The following is a 17578-nucleotide window of genomic DNA, read 5'->3' as shown; positions in this document are numbered from 1 at the left end:
AAGCTTACCTTATCCCGGCGTCATCGCTTGCAGGGTTTGGCGTTCTTGACGTCGCTGACGTCGAATTTGCCCAGTGTCCCGGAAATCACGAAGTCATTGTAGTCGAGCACCAGCGCCCGCGACACGCCATCCTCGAACAGTTCGAACGACATGACGTAGACCGGTGTTTGTTCGCCGCTGTTGGCCGGGACGTCGCGATCGTAGTAGCTGACGGTGACGGGCCATCGCGTCAGCCTCTTCATCTGACCGTTGGTGGTCGACGGATCCGGCGACGCTCCTGGTTTATCGCCGGGAATGGGTTTGCCGATAACCGCAAGCGTGTTGTAGACCTTCTCGCCGTTGTCCGAGCCGTCATAAACGGTGAGTTGGAGCAGCGATTTGCCCTCTTTCGCGGCCGCGATGATGCGCTGGATCTGTTCGGTCGGAAACACCACCTTGCCGTCGAGGGTGAACGTCTTGGCGACCGGTTGTTTCAACTTCACCGTGATCTTGTCGCCGGTCCGTTCAGCGATGCCGTCAACCTCGCTCTGATCGCTGTCGTCCGTGCGTGTCGCGATCTTGAAACGGTAGCTCCTGCCCTTCGCATCTTCCCAACTCGTCGATTGCAGATCGCTCAGCGTGGTCTTGCCTTCCCCGCTCTTCATTTCCGAGACTTGCCTGAAGTCCGACGTGTAACCCTCGCAGGCATTTCCGGAAAACTTGTAAAGGATCCGCCCGCGGGCACTGTCGAGCGAGGTGCTGCCGCGCGACTTCAGGAGGTTCAGATCGTACAACGCCTGATGAGCGAGAAATGGTACACCGGCCGCGGCGTGCGCGGCGCTGCCGAGTGGCGGACACGCCGCTGCTACAGCCAGCGTCAGAAACCCGGGCCAAAATCGCAAGGCTGAAAAATGGAAATAGTCGCGCATGTCGTCTCTCGATGTTGACCGAATCCGAGCATAGTCACTGCTCTATTGCGCCACAACTAGGGCGGCGCCACGACAGACTGCGATTTGACGGTCGATCCCGATAGTTTGATCGCGCTGTCGCCGGGTGCCGGGTATCCCGCAAAATCCGCCCCGGCCCGCCATCGCTTGCATGTGACATAACGATGGGCGAGATAGAGAGAGCCTGAGCGGAGTTATTCAGGCGGAACATCCATACCGGGGACTGACATGGCAGGAACGATCGAGCAGAAACTGGCGGCGCAGGGCATCACCTTGCAGGAACCGGCATCGCCTGTGGCGAATTACGTCGGCTTCGTCCGCACCGGCAACCTGTTGTTCGTATCCGGACAGCTCTGCTTCAATCCCGAAGGCAAGCTGATCGCCAAGGGCAAGCTGGGCGCGGGCGTCACAGTTGAACAGGGCAGCGCCGCGGCGCGTGGCTGCGCCCTCAATCTGCTAGCGCAGATCAAGGCCGCGCTCGGCGATCTCGACAAAGTGGTCCGCGTCGTCAGGCTGGGCGGCTTCGTCAACTCCGCTCCCGATTTCGTCGATGGACCCAAGGTGTTGAACGGCGCATCGGATCTGATGGTTGCGGCGTTCGGCGACAAGGGCCGCCATGCGCGCGTTACGGTCGGCGTCGCCTCCCTTCCCGCCGATGCGGCGGTCGAAATCGAAGGCCTGTTCGAGGTCGTCTGACGCCGATGCGCGCGCCCGACTGGCTGACGGCACGCCCGGTCGCCCATCGCGGCCTGCATGACGACGCCCGCGGCATCGTCGAGAGCATGCCGGGGGCGTTCCGAGCCGCCATCGCGGGAAACTTCAGCATCGAGACCGATATCCAGCTCACCGCCGACGGCGAGGCCATGGTTCATCATGACGATGAACTCGGCCGGCTGACCGAAGGTTCGGGCGCCCTGCGAACCAAAACCGCGGCCGAACTCAGGCAGGTCGTTTTCAAGAACACGTCCGAAAGGATGATGTCGCTTGCGGATCTCTGCGCGCTGGTCGCCGGCCGCGTGCCGCTGGTGATCGAGGTCAAAAGCCGTTTCGACGGCGACCGCAAACTGGTGCGGCGCATGGCCGACGTGCTGGCCTCCTATAACGGGCCTGCGGCCGGCATGTCGTTCGATCCGGATCAGGTCATGGCGCTGCGGGAATTGATTCCGTCGCGCCCGCGCGGCATCGTGGCCGAGCGCCGCTACACCAAAGCCGATTGGCCCGACACAACGCCGGAGCAGCGCGCGGCAATGACCCATCTGCGTCATGCCTTCCGCACCCGGCCTCATTTTGTCGCTTACTCGGTGGATGATCTTCCGGACATAACCTCATGGATTGCGCGAAACATTTTCCAATGCCCGCTGCTGACATGGACGGTACGCACGCCGGAACAGCGCGCGCGCGCCGCCAAATATGCCGATCAAATGATCTTCGAGGGTTTCCACCCGGACTTATGATCTTGCGACACTTGACGCGACTAGAATGGTGTCCAATCTGTTGGCTGACACCCCGACCATCACCAGCGGAGGTCACCGCGTAGAATGGCTGATCAAAGGCCGGACCGGTTCAGCTCCTTGATGACGTCACCCGACATATCGCTCGAAGCCGTCGAAGCCGTCAGCCAGATTTCGGCCGCGGACTGGGACGCCTGCGCCAACCCGGCGACCGAGCAACACCGGCCACCGGCGCCCGGTGAAGCCCCGGCTTCTTCATCGGCTCAAGATTCTTGTTCAAGCTCAAGAGAGCAATACAACCCGTTTGTATCACACGCTTTTTTTACTGCACTTGAAGCATCGAATTCGGCTTGCCCACGCACCGGATGGAGACCGCGCCACTTGATTGCGCGCCTCGACGGAGCGGTCGTGGGCATCGTGCCGTGCTATCTGAAGTCGCACTCACAGGGCGAATATGTATTCGATCATGGCTGGGCCCAGGCTTATGAAGGCGCCGGCGGGCGCTATTACCCCAAGCTCCTGGCCTCGGTTCCGTTTACACCGGCCACCGGCCCGCGGCTTTTGATCCGCGCCGGCAGCAACGAAGCGAGTGTCCGCGCCGCACTGGCCGGTGGTCTCGTCGGCCTCTGCGATGCGACACAGGCCTCATCGGTCCACGTCACCTTTGCCCGCCAGGAGGAATGGACGTTTCTCGCCGGGAACGGATTCCTCCAGCGCACCGACCAGCAGTTTCACTGGCGGAACGAAGGCTATTCGAGCTTCGAGGACTTTCTCGCCAGTCTCGCCTCGCGCCACCGCAAGGCCATCCGCCGCGAACGCCGCGATGCGCTGGCCAACGGCATCACCATCCATGTCCTCACCGGCAGCGAACTCACGGAAGAAGCCTGGGACGCCTTCTTCCAATTCTACATGGAAACCGGATCGCGCAAGTGGGGCCGGCCCTACCTGACTCGGTCCTTCTACTCCCTGATCGGCGACAGCATGAACCGGGATATCGCGCTGATCATGGCCCGGCGCGACAATCGCTGGATCGCCGGCGCCATCAATTTCATCGGTTCGAACACGCTGTTCGGACGGCACTGGGGCGCCATCGAGCATCATCCCTTCCTGCATTTCGAGGTCTGCTATTATCAGGCGATCGATTTTGCGATCCGTCATCGCCTGAAAACGGTGGAGGCCGGTGCACAGGGCGAGCACAAGATCGCGCGCGGCTATCTGCCGCAAACCACCTACTCGGCGCATTATATCGCCGACTCCGCGCTGCGCCGCGCGGTCGGTGACTATCTCAAGCACGAACGACATTATGTCGCCGAAGCGGCCCGCGAACTGACCGACGCCGGGCCGTTTCGCAAGAACGGCTGCTGATCTTCGCGCTGGCGGACAACCGAACCGTCAGCCGGTTTCGAAATCGCCGTCCTGCGGCAGCGCCAGCGGCGTGAACTGGCAACGGATCGGCTTGATGTCGAGCAGCGGCGTCTCGTCGAGACAATCCATTCCGCGCACCAGTACCGTCGATCCCTCGATACCGACCAGCTTCACCAGCGACGTTCCCAGTGGATTGGGACGCACCGGGGAACGCAGCGAAAAAGTGCCGTGCGTCGCGCCGCTGCTCTTCGGGGTCTGCAGCACGATGTCGCGACGCGACAGGTGCAGCCAGTAGATGACTTCGATGCTCTCATACCGATCGAGCCCCTGCAACGCAGGCGTCCAGGGATCGAAAATCTCGAGGCGGCAAATCGGGCCGTCGTGACACCCCTGACGCGGGGTCTTCAGACGGGACGTCCAGGGTGTGCGAATACGGCCGATGAACACCAGCCCGGCGTCAGTGGGCGGCGGCGGCTCGACGACGACCTCTCCTGCCCGCACTTCGCTTTCTCGCACCATCGTTAGCTCCTCGCATCCTGATATCACGATCCGGACCGTTATTCATCGCAAAGCATAACCCAATCTCGCCAGGTGGCGCAGGCCGGCGTCTGCCAAGCAGTTCACCCCGCTGCGGAATGCCGCACTCAACCTCTCACGCGCATATTTCGCAGTACGAGGCAGGCGCCGCCGGCCCGCTTGATCCGGTTGCAGAGACCATCGGCTCCCGCGCGCGTATCGGCCCCGATCCGCACCTGATAGAATGTCCGGGTGCCGCGGCTGCGCAGTACCGAGCCTAGCAGACTTGGATCGCGGTCGCCGATCACGGCGCCGAGCCGCCTGATAGCGCGTGCGTACATGGCCATGGCGCGGACGCGGCTGAAGCCGGCTGCGAGCTGCACGCCCCATGGCTTGTCGGCACCGAGCTTCACATGCTGTTCGAGTCCCGTGACAAACGGATTGGGCGCGCGCTTCAATAGCGCCATCAACTCGTGGCAGTTCGTCGCCGGTGGTTTCGCTGGCGGCTTGCCGTTTTTGCCGGCCGCAGCCCAGTCCTCGATCGGCGATCCTGTGATCGCGGCAACGTAGTTGCGGGTCTCGGCCGGCATCGACCCCTTGCCGTCAAGCCATTCCTGCACGCGGCGCGGCCCGGCATTATAGGCTGCGGCCGCCAGTCCGAGATTGCCGAATTGCCCGCGCAACTCGTTCAGGTACTCGGCCGATTTCGGCAGGGCCTGCACCGGATCGAACGGGTCGAGCAGCCGCCGCTCGCTCGCCGTTCCCGGCATGAACTGCGCGATGCCCTGCGCGTGCTGGCCGCTGCGGGTCAACGGCCCAACGGCATCGGACTGAAACCGACTCTCCTGCCAAATCACGCGCGCAAAGAATTCCAGCGGCAAGTTCTCGGCCTTCGCCGCCGACTCGACCATCAGGCAGATCGATTCGCGCGTGTCCTGATCTGTCTTGACGGGATCTGTCTTGGCGGGGTCTGTTTTGGCGGGATGTCCGGGATCGGCCGCCGTCTCCGCGCCGACCTGTGCAAAGGCGACTTGCGGCATCACCAGCATCATAGCCAACGCGTAGCGCATGAGAACGGCAAGGCACGATGCCATATCGTTTCTCTTCCACGACGGCGACAAAGCCGGCTTCATCCCGCGAGCGTAACAGACTTCTTCAAAAGCCTGCTACAGTCCCTTCCCCTCCAAACGAAAATTGAATGAAGCTCCGAATTGCGACATTCGCGGCCAGGCTGTGGCGAATGCAAATTCGTGCCATTTATAGCGGTTCTCGATTACACGGAATCAATCCGTACTCCGGTGTCATGCGCGGGCATAGCCGTTCGAAGAACGGCGGCGCTTACGCGCGCCTATGCCCCGCGCATCCACCTTTCGAAGATTGATGGATTGTCGGGTCGAGCCCGGCAATGACGATAATAGAGATGTTCCCGTCCAAATGTGAAGCAAACTAGCGCTTCGAGAACTGGAACGAGCGGCGGGCTTTCGCCTTGCCGTACTTCTTGCGCTCGACCACGCGGGAATCGCGGGTCAGGAAGCCACCCTTCTTGAGAACGCCGCGCAATTCGGGTTCGAAGTTCGTCAACGCCTTGGAAAGGCCGTGACGAACGGCACCCGCCTGACCGGACAGGCCGCCGCCGGCAACAGTGCACACCACGTCGTACTGACCGGCGCGCGCCGCGGCAACGAGCGGTTGCTGGATCATCATTCGCAGCACCGGGCGCGCAAAGTAAACTTCGACCTCGCGAGCGTTGACCAGGATCTTGCCGGCTCCCGGCTTGATCCAGACGCGGGCAACCGCGTCCTTACGCTTGCCAGTGGCGTAGGCGCGGCCGTACTTGTCGACCTTCTTGGTGTACTGCGGCGCTTCCGGAGTGGCCGGCTTCAGCGCGGACAACTGGTCGAGAGACTGCATGGTATCGGACATCGTTATGCGGCCCTCATGTTCTTACGGTTCAATATGCCGACATTGATGACTTCCGGCTGCTGGGCTTCATGCGGATGCTCGGCTCCAGCGTAAACGCGGAGGTTGCCAAACTGCACACGCCCGAGCGGCCCACGTGGAATCATGCGCTCAATGGCCTTCTCGATGACGCGCTCCGGGAAACGACCCTCCAGGATCGACTTCGCCGTGCGCTCCTTGATGCCGCCGATATAGCCGGTGTGATTGTAATAGACCTTATTGTCGCGCTTGCGGCCGGTGAGAACTACCTTGGCGGCATTGATGATGATGACATTGTCGCCGCAATCGACGTGCGGCGTGTAGATCGGCAGATGCTTGCCGCGCAGCCTCATCGCAACGAGGGTGGCGAGCCGTCCAACCACCAGACCGCTGGCGTCGATCAGCACCCACTTCTTCGTCACTTCGGCTGGCTTTGCCGAGAACGTTTTCATGTGAGAAATCCGTGAAAAGAGACCTCGGCGCCCACGCACCGAACCGATGGGGTTCTAGAGAACCGACCAACTCCAGTCAACGTCAATGGCGTAATGTTTTTATCGTCAAATCAATAGCTTACAAAAATGGTTCTATAGTACCTGTAAAATTTTCAAGTATTCGGAATGGAATAGGTGGACACTACGTGGGCGATCGGGTCGGGCGACGTGCCGGACAGCAGCGTCACTTCCCCGACCGCCAGCCGCTTGCCGAGCTTGAGAAGCCGCGCCGCGGCAAGCACGTCCTGACCCGGGCGTCCCCTGCGCAGAAAATTGATGTTGAGGTTGGCGGTGACCGCGAGGCCGACCGGGCCGATCCGCGACAGCAGCACCACATACATGGCGAAATCAGCCAGCGCCATCAACGTCGGCCCGGAGACCGTCCCGCCCGGGCGCAACATCCGCTCGCTGTAGCGCTGGCGCAGCAGGCTGGTTTCGCCGTCGGCGCTTTCAATTGTGATATCGCCGTCCCTGAAGGCCTGGGGGAACTCGGCGTGCAGAAACGCCTCGAGTTCGGCCACGCTCATTCTCGCGGTCGCCATGTCTTCCCGTCCCTGCTTTCGCCTCGTGCCGCCTGTTACATTAAGAAGATGGCTTCGCCCAAGTGGATAATTCGATAACAGCTAGTGAAGTGAATTTGACATTCGCGACCCACCTGGCCGCGCGTCCGGGACGCGAATGTCAAATTCAAAACTCCACTAGAAACCTGATGCAAATGTTAGAGTCGGACCACTAGGCCTGCGCGGCGAGACCGCGCACTCCTTGCTGAAACAGGCAAAGTTTCCGGCGGCGCCTTGACGGCGGCGCATGATCCCATCAGCATCGAAAATGCTCTAGCGGAACAACCTCCGACCGATACACAGGAGATGAGATGACCGATCGCATCCCCGGCTTTGCAACGCTTGCTGTCCACGCCGGCGCGCAGCCCGATCCGACCACAGGCGCACGCGCGACACCGATCTATCAAACCACGTCGTTCGTGTTCAACGATGCCGACCACGCGGCGTCGCTGTTCGGATTGCAGTCGTTCGGCAATATCTACACCCGCATCGGAAACCCGACCAATGCCGTGCTGGAGGAGCGTGTTGCCGCCCTCGAAGGCGGCACCGCCGCGCTCGCGGTGGCCTCCGGGCACGCCGCACAGGTCGTCGCGCTCCAGCAATTGTTGAAACCCGGCGACGAAGTCATCGCCGCCCGCAAACTCTATGGCGGGTCGATCAACCAGTTCACCCATGCATTCAAGAGCTTTGGCTGGAACGTGGCGTGGGCCGATCCAGATGAGGTCGAAACGTTCGAGCGCGCGGTCACGCCGCGAACACGGGCGATCTTTATCGAATCCATCGCCAATCCCAGAGGATCGATCACCGATATCGAAGCCGTCGCCGCCATCGCGCGCAAGGCCGGCGTTCCCTTGATTGTCGATAATACCATGGCGAGCCCTTACCTGATCCGGCCGATCGAACATGGCGCCGATATCGTGGTTCAGTCGCTGACAAAGTTCCTCGCCGGCCACGGCAACTCGCTCGGCGGCATCATCGTCGATGCAGGCACGTTCGACTGGTCGAGAGACAACAAGTATCCAATGCTGAGCGAGCCGCGTCCGGAATATCACGGCATCAAGCTGCAGGAGACGTTCGGCAACTTCGCCTTCGCGATTGCCTGCCGCGTGCTGGGCCTGCGCGATCTCGGCCCGGCGCTGTCGCCGTTCAACGCTTTCATGATCCTGACCGGCATCGAAACGCTGCCGTTGCGGATGCAGAAGCATTGCGAGAATTCCCAGGCGATTGCCGAGTGGTTGGCCAGCCACCCCAAGGTCGCGGCCGTCAACTATGCCGGATTGCCCGGCGACAAGTACAACAAGCTCGCCCGCAAATACACGCCGAAGGGCGCCGGCGCCGTGTTCACATTCAGCCTGAAGGGCGGATATGACGCCGGCGTCAATCTGGTGTCGAAACTCAAATTGTTCTCGCATCTCGCCAATGTCGGCGATACCCGCTCGCTCGTGATTCACCCTGCATCGACCACGCATAGCCAGCTCGACGACGACGCCAAGACCAAGGCCGGCGCCGGACCCGACATTGTCCGCCTGTCGATCGGCATCGAGGACAAGGAGGATCTGATGGCCGACCTCGATCAGGCCATGACGTAGAAAAAGTGGCTTATATAGCCGTCGCCTTTTGCGTACTTAATGCGGCGGCCGCGCCGCTGGCGATCAGGTTTCTTCGCCCATGACCGGTGCCCGCCGGACTTCAGTCAGATAATTGAGGGTCAGCGACACCCAGATGATGCCGTAGAGCAGCATGAAGCAGCTTGAGTTGAAGCCGAGCCAGTCCAGGATCGCACCGAACGTGATCGGCAGCAAAAAGCCACCCAGGCCACCCGCCATGCCGACGATGCCGGATACCGCTCCCATGCTGTCGGGGAAGTCATCGCCGATATATTTGAACGTCGAAGCCATGCCGCAGGCAAAGGCGATGCCGAGCGCGAAGAGGAGCATCGTGAAGAACCACGACGGCAGAGCGATACGGAAACTCAGCGGATCGCGGATCGTATGCACGATCAGGTCGGTCTTGGGATAGGATAGTAGAAACAGGCAGACCCAGGCCGCCCACAGCACCCACCACGTAACATTGTGGCCCCCGAAGCGGTCCGACAACCAGCCGCCGAAGGCGCGGAAAGCGCCGCCGGGAAGCGAGAAGCAGGCAGCCAGAAGCGAAGCCTGTGCGATGGTGAAGCCGTATTCCGTCTTGAAGTATTGCGGCATCCAGATCGACAGCGCGGTGAAGCCGCCGAACACGATCGAGTAGTATTGGCAATATTTCCAGACGCGCGGATTGCGCAGCACGGACAGTTGTTGCCACATCGATGCTACTGGACCGCCGGCGCCGGGATCTGGCTTGGACAACGCCCAAAAGAAAAAGGCCGTGACCAGCAGCGCGACGGCATAGACCTTGGGCACCATCTGCCAGCCATAGGCCTCGATCAACCACGGAGCGACGAACATGTTGAGCGCGGCGCCGATCGTCCCTGCGCCGAAGAAGCCCATTGCAAAGCCCCGGCGCTCCTTAGGAAAGAAGCGCGCGACATAGGGGGTACCGACCGAAAACGAGGCGCCGACGAGACCGAGCGCCAATCCGAGCAGCAGAAACTGCCAAAGCGCGGTCGCATAAGAGGACAGCCAAAGCGGGATCGCGCAGCCGATCAGCAACAGCAGCATGATGATCCGTCCGCCGAAGCGGTCGGTCCAGATGCCCAGCGGCAAACGAAACAACGCGCCGGTGAGGACGGGCGTCGCCGTGAGGAGACCGAACTCGGTCGAGCCAAGCCCAAGCTCTGCGCGGATCGGAATGCCGATCACGCCGAACATCATCCAGACAGCGAAGCAGACCGTGAAGGCCCAGGTGGCGATAAGCAGGACCGACAAGCTGCCAGATTTCGCCATGCTTTACCCCGATTCAGGCTAGCCATCGAACGGGAGGGGATTTTGCGGTTTCCGGCTTATCGATCCTGACTCATGACTTCGACATCATGACGCACGTTCGCAAATCTGTATAGCGCCAGAAATTCGCGCTTTATCCGACTGAGGTTATGCCGATATGAATCCGGACGTGACGATTTAATCAAATCGCACCCCGCTTGGCATGACCCGAAGTCATGCGGCGTCAAGCTCCTGCGCGGCCGGCTTGCGATCTTGTGCGGAGCTAAAAAACAAAAACCGGAAACAAAGGCTCCGGTCACGCGGAACGTTCAACCCGGCTGGCCTATCCCGCCGCCACGCGCAGGCGTTGCCGTTCCAGCGCCGTGTTACCGACCATCAGCCGTTCCGCCTGAACGACAGCGAGCGTCAGGACGAGGACCGCAACCCCCTGATGCACCAGCCCAAGCTGGATCGGCACCTGGTGCAGGAGGGTCAGGATTCCGAGTGTCGCCTGCAGCGTCACTGCGGCGGCCAGCCAGAGCGCCCCGCGAACAACGGCGGGGCTCGCCCGCGACACAACCGCATCGATTGCATGTAAAATAGCAATCGCAAACAGCGTATAAGCCATCATGCGATGCTCGAACTGAACCGTGAGCGTGTTCTCGAACAGATTACGCCACCATGGCTGTTGGAAAAACAGCCGCGCCGCCGACGGAATAAACGAGCCGTCGATGGATGGCCAGGTGTTGAAAACGTAGCCTGCGCGCAACCCGGCAACCAGCGCTCCGAAATAGAGTTGCACAAACACTAGCACCAGCAGAACGCCGCTGGTCACTCGCAATCGCATTGGCGACAGCAATGACGGATGATCCGACAATCGCCGTACGGTCCAGACGATCGCCGAGAAAATCAGCAACGCCAGCACCAGGTGCGTCGCAAGACGATATTGCGAAACCTCGACGCGCTTGGTGAGGCCGGACGCGACCATCCACCAGCCGACCGCGCCCTGAAGTCCGCCGAGACCAAAGATGATCCACAGCCGCCGCTTCAGATCCGACGGCAACATGCCGCGCCACATAAACCAGAGAAACGGCAACAGGAAAGCCACGCCGATAAAGCGTCCCAGCAGCCGATGGCTCCACTCCCACCAGAAGATGGTCTTGAACTGGTCGAGCGTCATGCCCGCGTTCATCTCGCTATACTGCGGTATCTGCTTATAGCCATCGAAGGCCTGGGACCACTCCTCTTGGGAGAGCGGCGGCAGCGTCCCGGTCACCGGCTTCCATTCGACGATCGAAAGACCGGATTCGGTGAGCCGGGTTGCTCCCCCGACCAGCACCATGGCGGCGATCAGCAGCGCCATCAACACAAGCCACCATCGCACGGCGCGCAGGTGGAACCCCTTTTGTACGATCGGACGGGTCATCAAAAGCCGTGGGTTGAATGCATTTTTCGCGCCCTTTATAGTCCACCGCAGCCTCGGTGCAAGCCTCGTCCCAGCCACGAAGTGCATTTTTGAGTTGTATTTTTAAGGTATGCGGATCCGCACCCGAAAATTCCTCGGCACGATCGCCCTGCTCGTTCTGGTCGTTGTCTGGTCGTTGCTGGGCATGACGGTTGCGCAGACGCCGTGGCTCGCGGCGTCGGGTCTCTACCAGGCGATCTTCTATGTCGTCGCCGGGCTCGGCTGGGTCTTGCCGGCCATGCCGATCGTCAGCTGGATGACGAAACCCGACGCTTAAAGCATTTATCGCGGCCAATTCCGCAGGCCGCGGCCGCGGGTCTCTAGCGGAGCAATCATGGCCAACAGGCTTTCAGGAGCCCGCCCCTCGATCCGGCTCCCCGCTCGCCTATCGCCATTACCCTTTGTTGACATTTCCCATGCAAAGGTCCGCCAAACGGAAAAAGTAAACAAAATACGATAACAGGCTTTAGCGATGACCATGGCGGCTGTGATCGAAAGCCCGACGGCCAGGATACGGGCGCGGTCAGGCGAGAAACGTATCGCGCATCTCGACATCCTTCATGATCTGCGGGAGGCAGAGCCGGTCTGGCGCAGCCTTGAGGCGTCGCAGTTCTCGACGCCCTATCAGCGGTTCGATTTTCTGTCTGCCTGGCAGCGGCACGTCGGAACCCGAAGCGATCTTCAGCCCTGCATTATCGTCGCCTACGACGCCGAGCGGCGGCCGCTGCTGTTGTTGCCGCTTGCAGCCGGCGCAGAGAATGGCGTCCGCGTCGCACGCTTCATGGGCGGCAAGCACACGACCTTCAACATGGCGCTCTGGCAGCGGGATTTCGCGGCCACGGCCACGCAGGCCGATCTCGACACGCTGGTTCGAGGGATCCGCGAGCTTCCCGCGAAGATCGACGTGCTGGCGTTCACGCGGCAGCCGCAGCGCTGGCGCGAACTGCAAAATCCGATGGCGCTGCTGCCGAACCAGATCTCCACCAATAGCTGCCCGCTGATGACGATGGTGCCGGGCGCACCGCCGTCCGAACTCATCAGCAACTCGTTTCGCCGCCGGCTCAAGGGCAAGGAGCGCAAGCTTCAGGCGCTGCCCGGCTTCAGCTACCGCGTGGCGACGACCGAGCCCGAGATCAAGCGGATGTGTGATGCGTTCTTCACGATCAAGCCGCTGCGGATGGCCGCGCAGAAGCTGCCGAACGTGTTCGCCGATCCCGGCATCGAGGATTTCCTGCGCGCGGCCTGCCTGACGCCGCTGCCGGACGGCGGTCACGCCATCGAAATCCACGCCCTCGAATGCGACGCCGAGGTGATCGCGATCTTCGCCGGCGTCGCCGACGGACACCGGTTCTCGATGATGTTCAACACCTACACCATGTCGGAAAATGCCCGCTACAGTCCCGGCCTGATCCTGATGCGCGATATCGTCGACCATTATGCCGAGCGCGACTACACATCACTCGATCTCGGGATCGGATCGGACGACTACAAGCGCCTGTTCTGCAAGGGCGACGAACCGATCTTCGACAGTTATCTGCCGCTCACCACGCGCGGCAGGATGGCGGCCATCGGCATGTCCTCGATGGCCCGCGCCAAGCGCCTCGTGAAACAGACGCCGGCGCTGAAACGGATGGCGCAGGCGCTGCGCGGCGCGCTGCACCGCTGACGACGCATCAGGTCCGCCGGACCATCAGGCCGCCTCGCGGGGACCTGTCTGGATGTCCGGCAACTGCGGCGCCGGATCGAGCATCGTCACCGACGCGAATCCTATGGCCGTGAGCTGACCGCTCAATCGTGCACGCGCATCGGCGCTCATCGACGGGTCGGGAACGACGATCGCGCGCGCCTGATCGGTCAGCAGCCTCGCCGGCAGATCGGTGGCGGTGCCGGCGACAAGCAGGACGTGATCGTAGACGCGCAGCAAAGCATCGAGGGCGATCGTCAGGCGCGGCGATTGCAGCAGCGCGCGATCGGCATCGGAACGTCCGGCAGCGACCAGATGAACCGCCGACAGCCGGTCGCTGGTGATTACCTGTCCGAATGACGTCTCGCCCAGCATCAGGTCCGCCAGTCCCGGCGCCGCCGGATCGACCGAGGCGGCGGTCAGGACCGGCGAGGAGGGCGACAGATCGACCAGAACAACCTTGGCGCTGCGCGCCAGTAGCCGCGCGAGCGCGAGCGCGCTCAGCATGATGCTCTCGTTCTGGCCGCTGCCCATGATGGTGATCTTGCGCGCCGCCTCGCCCGCGGTCCGCAGGTCGTCGGCGAGGCGGTCGATCCCGATCGGGTCCACCGGCTCGGTAAGGGTTTTGCGCGGCTCCGGCGCGGCGGCGGCTTGCGGCGAGACAGCGCCGAACCCGGCCGGGGCCCGCGGCGCGGTGATGCGCAGCAGCTCGCCGGTCGCGACAGTGCCGGCCGTCAGCATCAGGGTCGCCAGCGTCGCGATCAGGACGATGGGCAGCTTCTTCGGGTACGCCGGCGTGTTCGAGACGATGCCGCGCGAGATGACGCGGCCATCGGACGGTGTGGCATCGATGGTCTCGCGCGTGGTGGCTTCACGATATTTTGCGAGATAGGATTCCAGCAGGTCGCGTTGCGCCTTGGCTTCGCGCTCCAGCGAGCGCAGCTTCACATCGTCGCCATTGGACGATGTCGCCTGCTTCTTCAACTGATCGAGGCTGTTGCTGAGACCCTCGACCCGACCGCTGGCGATGCGGGCATCGTTTTCCAGCGACCGCGAGATCTTGCCGGCCTCTTCGCGCAACTGCCGATCAAGATCCGCAAGCTGGGCTTTCAGTTCCTTGATCCGCGGGTGTTGACCGAGCAAGGTCGAGGACTGCTCCGCCAGTTGCGCGCGCAGCGTCACCCGCTGTTCGGAGAGGCGGCGGATCAATTCCGAATTGAGAACCTCCGAAGCCTCGATCGGTTTGCCGCTCTGAAGCATCCCGCGGATCAGCCGCGCCTTCGATTCCGCATCGGACTTGAGCGCACGCGCGTTGTTCAGTTGGGTGTTGATTTCACCCAGTTGCTGGTTCGACAGCGGGGTGTTGTTGGTGCCGATGAACAGGCTGGACTTCGACCGGAAATCCGCGACCCGCGATTCGGCATCCGCGACCTTCTTGCGCAAGCTGTCGATTTCTCCCGATAACCACTGACCGGCGGCCTTCGCCTGCCCCTGACGCGCGCTCAGTTGCAGGACGAGATAGCCGTTGGCGATCGAATTCGCGATGCGCGCCGCAAGCTCCGGATCGCGCGACTGGAATTCAATGACGATCACGCGGGATTTATCGACGGCGTAGGCGGTCAGCCGGCTGTAGTAGGCATCCAGCACGCGCTCCTCCGGCGTCATCCGGAGCGGGTCGCGGCCGATTCCGAACAGCGCCAGCAGCGACTTGATCGGCGACACGCCGCGCAGCACCGGATCGAACTCCGGATTCTCCGCGAGCTTGTTCTTCTTGATCACCTCACGGGCAAGATCGCGGGACAGCACCAGTTGCACCTGGCTTGCGACGGCTTCGGGATCGAGCGCGGTGCGCTCGTCGTTGCGCTCGCCGTTCGGACGCAGGAAAACGTTCTCACGGCCATCGATCAGAATGCGGGCTTCGGACTTGTATCTGGGCGTAATCAGATTGACGACGATAAGCGAAAGCACGAAGGCGAGAAGCGTCGGGACGATGATCGCGCGCTTCCTGCGCAGCAGCGCCTGCCAGATGACGCGCAGATCGAGGTCGCCCGGCTGCAGCGGGACGGCGCTCGGCGCCGCAGTCATTGGTGCGGATACCGTCTTCGAAACCGGCGTCTTATCCTTGCCGGCACGCCATAAAGCAAACCGCATCGCATACTCCCGCTGGACGCTTACGACTCCTAGCAGCTTAATTTTGCTGGTGGTCCCATTCTAACATCCGCAAGAAAGCTCGCTGGACGGGATGCGAGTATTAGAATCGGACCACGAGGCCGAATGCGACGATTACAGCCCATTATGGTTGCTGTCGGGTTAACTCCGCGCGCCGCCGAAGGCGCAGGTCGGCGCGTCGCGATGCTCGATTACGCTTTGTTAACCACAAAAGCCCTTAAATGGATTTGATATTTCATGGAATGCCTGATGCGAAGCGCGCGCGCCGCCACCCTGTGCCTGCTGACCGCGCTGGCGCTGTCGGGGTGCATGCGGCACCCGGCGCCGGTGGCGATGGTGCGCCCGCATAACGATCTCGATGCGCTGGCCTATGGCGGGCGGCTGGCCGTTGCGCCGCCGCCGACCTCTCGCCGCGACATGCGGTTTCGAGCGGCCCGCGCTGCCGCGGTCGCGCCGCACGTTGTCTACGCCGCGGCTCCGCCGCCCGTCGCGCGCGATCCCGCCTACCGCCTCGATGCCGGCGACCGGCTGCGCATCGTGGTCTATGGCCAGGAAGGCCTCACCAACAGCTATCTGGTCGATGCCGGCGGCAGCATCACCATGCCCTTGATCGGCGCCGTCACCGCGCGCGGCCGCACGCCCGCCGAACTGTCCGCGGCGATCGCCGCGCGGCTGCGCAACGGCTACATCCGCCAGCCCTATGTTGCCGCCGAAGTGGAGGCTTACCGGCCGTTCTTCATTCTCGGCGAGGTGGCGGCCCCCGGCCAGTATCCGTTCGTGCCCAACATGACGGTCGAGAGCGCAGTCGCCATCGCCGGCGGCTTCTCGCCCCGCGCCAAGCGCGACCGCGTCACCGTCACCCACACCGATGCCCGCGGCACCGTCCGTCTCGTCGTGTCCACCGCAACTCTGCTCAGCCCCGGCGATACCATCCTCGTCGGCGAACGTTGGTTCTGAGGCATGACGCCCTCGCCTGATCGACCGCTTCGCATCCTGCATGCCGTCCGCGCGCCGGTTGGCGGAATCATCCGGCACATCCTCGATGTCGCAAACGGGCAAGCCGATCGCGGCCATCTCGTCGGCATCGTCGCCGACAGCCTCACCGGCGGCGAGCGCGCGGATGCGGCTTTCGCAGAGATCGCGCCGCGACTGAAACTGGGTGTCCACCGCATCCCGATCCGCCGGGAACCTCACCCCACCGATCTGTTTGCGTGGATGCGGTTCGCCGCGCTGATACGGGAGTTGAAGCCGGATATCCTTCATGGGCACGGCGCCAAGGCCGGCGCCTTCGTGCGGCTCAAGGGATCGTCGAAACGCACGGTCCGGATCTACACGCCACACGGCGGGTCCCTGCACTATCCACCGGCGACGGTGAAAGGCGCCTTCTACAGCCGCCTCGAACGCGCACTGATGAACCGCACCGACTTGTTCCTGTTCGAGAGCGCCTTCGCGCGGAACACCTATCAGCGGATCGTCGGGACCCCGGCCGGCCTCGTGAAATGCGTCTTCAACGGCGTAACCGCCAGCGAATTCGATCCCGTTACGCGTGCCGACGATGCGACCGACCTGGTCTATGTCGGCGAGTTCAGACATATCAAGGGCGCCGATCTCCTGATCGATGCGGTGGCGCGATTGCGGGCCGACGGCAGGCCCGTCACCCTCACCCTCGCTGGCGACGGCGAGGAAACCGCAGCGCTGAAAGCCCAGGTCCAGCGGCTCGATCTCGGCGATGCCGTCCGCTTCATCGGACACGTCAAGGCGCGCTACGGATTCTCGAAGGGGCGGTTGCTGGTCGTGCCATCGCGCGGCGATTCCATGCCGTATGTGGTAATCGAAGCGGCGGCGGCGGGTATTCCCATGGTCGCGGCGAACGTCGGCGGCATCCCGGAGATTTTCGACGCCCACACCGGCGCGCTGTTCGCTCCCGGAACCGTTGGCGTCATGGCGGATGCCATCGAGGCCGCACTGGACGACCCCGCGGCCGCGGGCGCGCGCGCAAAATCGCTGCGCGGGCGCATCTTCCAGCATTTCTCGCAGAAGGCGATGGTCGATGGCGTCATGGCAGCCTATCGCGAGACGTTTGCAAAACGTTAACTATCTTGAACTGCTTCACGTTCTGAGCAACCAAATCTTCCCGATTGAGTCCCTAAACCGC

General features: G+C 62.5%; 17 protein-coding genes. 8 read left to right on the top strand and 9 right to left on the bottom strand.

Going from position 1 to position 17578, the window contains the following annotated elements; translation table 11 throughout:
• Positions 1–20 precede the first annotated feature (20 nt).
• Complete coding sequence (locus V4R08_RS02905) at positions 21–908, bottom strand: cell envelope integrity EipB family protein (protein ID WP_335577959.1); 888 nt, start codon at positions 906–908, stop codon at positions 21–23.
• 246 nt (positions 909–1154) lie between these two features.
• On the opposite strand from V4R08_RS02905, the gene V4R08_RS02900 reads away from it, so the two are divergent.
• From V4R08_RS02900 to V4R08_RS02890, 3 genes are all read left to right on the top strand, one after another.
• A complete protein-coding gene (locus tag V4R08_RS02900; RefSeq protein WP_335577958.1) occupies positions 1155–1622 on the top strand; it encodes a RidA family protein in 468 nt (155 codons plus the stop codon).
• Between the two features lie 5 nt (positions 1623–1627).
• Positions 1628–2380 carry a glycerophosphodiester phosphodiesterase gene (locus V4R08_RS02895; RefSeq protein WP_335577957.1) on the top strand — a complete coding sequence of 251 codons (753 nt, stop codon included), beginning with the start codon at positions 1628–1630 and terminating at the stop codon, positions 2378–2380.
• Positions 2381–2500: 120 nt separating this feature from the next.
• Positions 2501–3742, top strand: a complete 1242-nt coding sequence (locus tag V4R08_RS02890) for a GNAT family N-acetyltransferase (protein ID WP_335580161.1) — start codon at positions 2501–2503, stop codon at positions 3740–3742.
• A gap of 27 nt (positions 3743–3769) precedes the next feature.
• Here V4R08_RS02890 and tsaA read toward each other — a convergent pair whose 3' ends face one another.
• The 5 genes from tsaA to V4R08_RS02865 all read right to left on the bottom strand — a co-directional run bounded on the left by tsaA (position 3770) and on the right by V4R08_RS02865 (position 7229).
• A complete protein-coding gene (gene tsaA / locus V4R08_RS02885; RefSeq protein ID WP_335577956.1) occupies positions 3770–4261 on the bottom strand; it encodes a tRNA (N6-threonylcarbamoyladenosine(37)-N6)-methyltransferase TrmO in 492 nt (163 codons plus the stop codon).
• A gap of 125 nt (positions 4262–4386) precedes the next feature.
• Positions 4387–5328 (bottom strand): transglycosylase SLT domain-containing protein, encoded by a 942-nt coding sequence (locus tag V4R08_RS02880; protein ID WP_442935676.1) that lies wholly within the window; start codon positions 5326–5328, stop codon positions 4387–4389.
• A gap of 376 nt (positions 5329–5704) precedes the next feature.
• The gene (gene rpsI / locus V4R08_RS02875) at positions 5705–6181 is read right to left on the bottom strand and encodes a 30S ribosomal protein S9 (protein ID WP_335577954.1); all 477 of its coding nucleotides are present in this window, start codon (positions 6179–6181) and stop codon (positions 5705–5707) included.
• A gap of 2 nt (positions 6182–6183) precedes the next feature.
• The gene (gene rplM, locus V4R08_RS02870; protein WP_335577953.1) at positions 6184–6648 is read right to left on the bottom strand and encodes a 50S ribosomal protein L13; all 465 of its coding nucleotides are present in this window, start codon (positions 6646–6648) and stop codon (positions 6184–6186) included.
• A 152-nt stretch (positions 6649–6800) separates the two neighbouring features.
• Positions 6801–7229: a PaaI family thioesterase gene (locus tag V4R08_RS02865; protein WP_335577952.1), complete on the bottom strand. Its 429-nt coding sequence runs from the start codon at positions 7227–7229 to the stop codon at positions 6801–6803.
• Between the two features lie 329 nt (positions 7230–7558).
• On the opposite strand from V4R08_RS02865, the gene V4R08_RS02860 reads away from it, so the two are divergent.
• Entirely contained in the window at positions 7559–8836 is a 1278-nt protein-coding gene (locus V4R08_RS02860; RefSeq protein ID WP_335577951.1) for an O-acetylhomoserine aminocarboxypropyltransferase, read from the top strand.
• A gap of 63 nt (positions 8837–8899) precedes the next feature.
• On the opposite strand, the gene V4R08_RS02855 is transcribed toward V4R08_RS02860, so the two are convergent.
• Complete coding sequence (locus tag V4R08_RS02855) at positions 8900–10129, bottom strand: MFS transporter (protein WP_335577950.1); 1230 nt, start codon at positions 10127–10129, stop codon at positions 8900–8902.
• A 319-nt stretch (positions 10130–10448) separates the two neighbouring features.
• Complete coding sequence (locus V4R08_RS02850; RefSeq protein WP_335577949.1) at positions 10449–11531, bottom strand: COX15/CtaA family protein; 1083 nt, start codon at positions 11529–11531, stop codon at positions 10449–10451.
• A 109-nt stretch (positions 11532–11640) separates the two neighbouring features.
• On the opposite strand from V4R08_RS02850, the gene V4R08_RS02845 reads away from it, so the two are divergent.
• Positions 11641–11847: a DUF2842 domain-containing protein gene (locus V4R08_RS02845; RefSeq protein WP_335577948.1), complete on the top strand. Its 207-nt coding sequence runs from the start codon at positions 11641–11643 to the stop codon at positions 11845–11847.
• A 195-nt stretch (positions 11848–12042) separates the two neighbouring features.
• Positions 12043–13236 carry a GNAT family N-acetyltransferase gene (locus tag V4R08_RS02840; RefSeq protein WP_335577947.1) on the top strand — a complete coding sequence of 398 codons (1194 nt, stop codon included), beginning with the start codon at positions 12043–12045 and terminating at the stop codon, positions 13234–13236.
• 24 nt (positions 13237–13260) lie between these two features.
• On the opposite strand, the gene V4R08_RS02835 is transcribed toward V4R08_RS02840, so the two are convergent.
• Entirely contained in the window at positions 13261–15405 is a 2145-nt protein-coding gene (locus V4R08_RS02835; protein WP_335577946.1) for a GumC family protein, read from the bottom strand.
• A 267-nt stretch (positions 15406–15672) separates the two neighbouring features.
• Between V4R08_RS02835 and V4R08_RS02830 the strand changes: the two genes are divergently transcribed.
• Entirely contained in the window at positions 15673–16380 is a 708-nt protein-coding gene (locus tag V4R08_RS02830; protein WP_335577945.1) for a polysaccharide biosynthesis/export family protein, read from the top strand.
• A gap of 3 nt (positions 16381–16383) precedes the next feature.
• Positions 16384–17517, top strand: a complete 1134-nt coding sequence (locus V4R08_RS02825) for a glycosyltransferase family 4 protein (RefSeq protein ID WP_335577944.1) — start codon at positions 16384–16386, stop codon at positions 17515–17517.
• The last annotated feature ends 61 nt before the right edge of the window (positions 17518–17578 follow it).

Origin of the sequence: Nitrobacter sp. NHB1 (genome assembly GCF_036964665.1) — a bacterium.
In the GTDB taxonomy this organism is placed as follows: domain Bacteria; phylum Pseudomonadota; class Alphaproteobacteria; order Rhizobiales; family Xanthobacteraceae; genus Nitrobacter.
The sequence above is the reverse complement of the archived record's forward strand: the minus strand, read 5'-3'. Positions and strand labels throughout refer to the sequence as shown.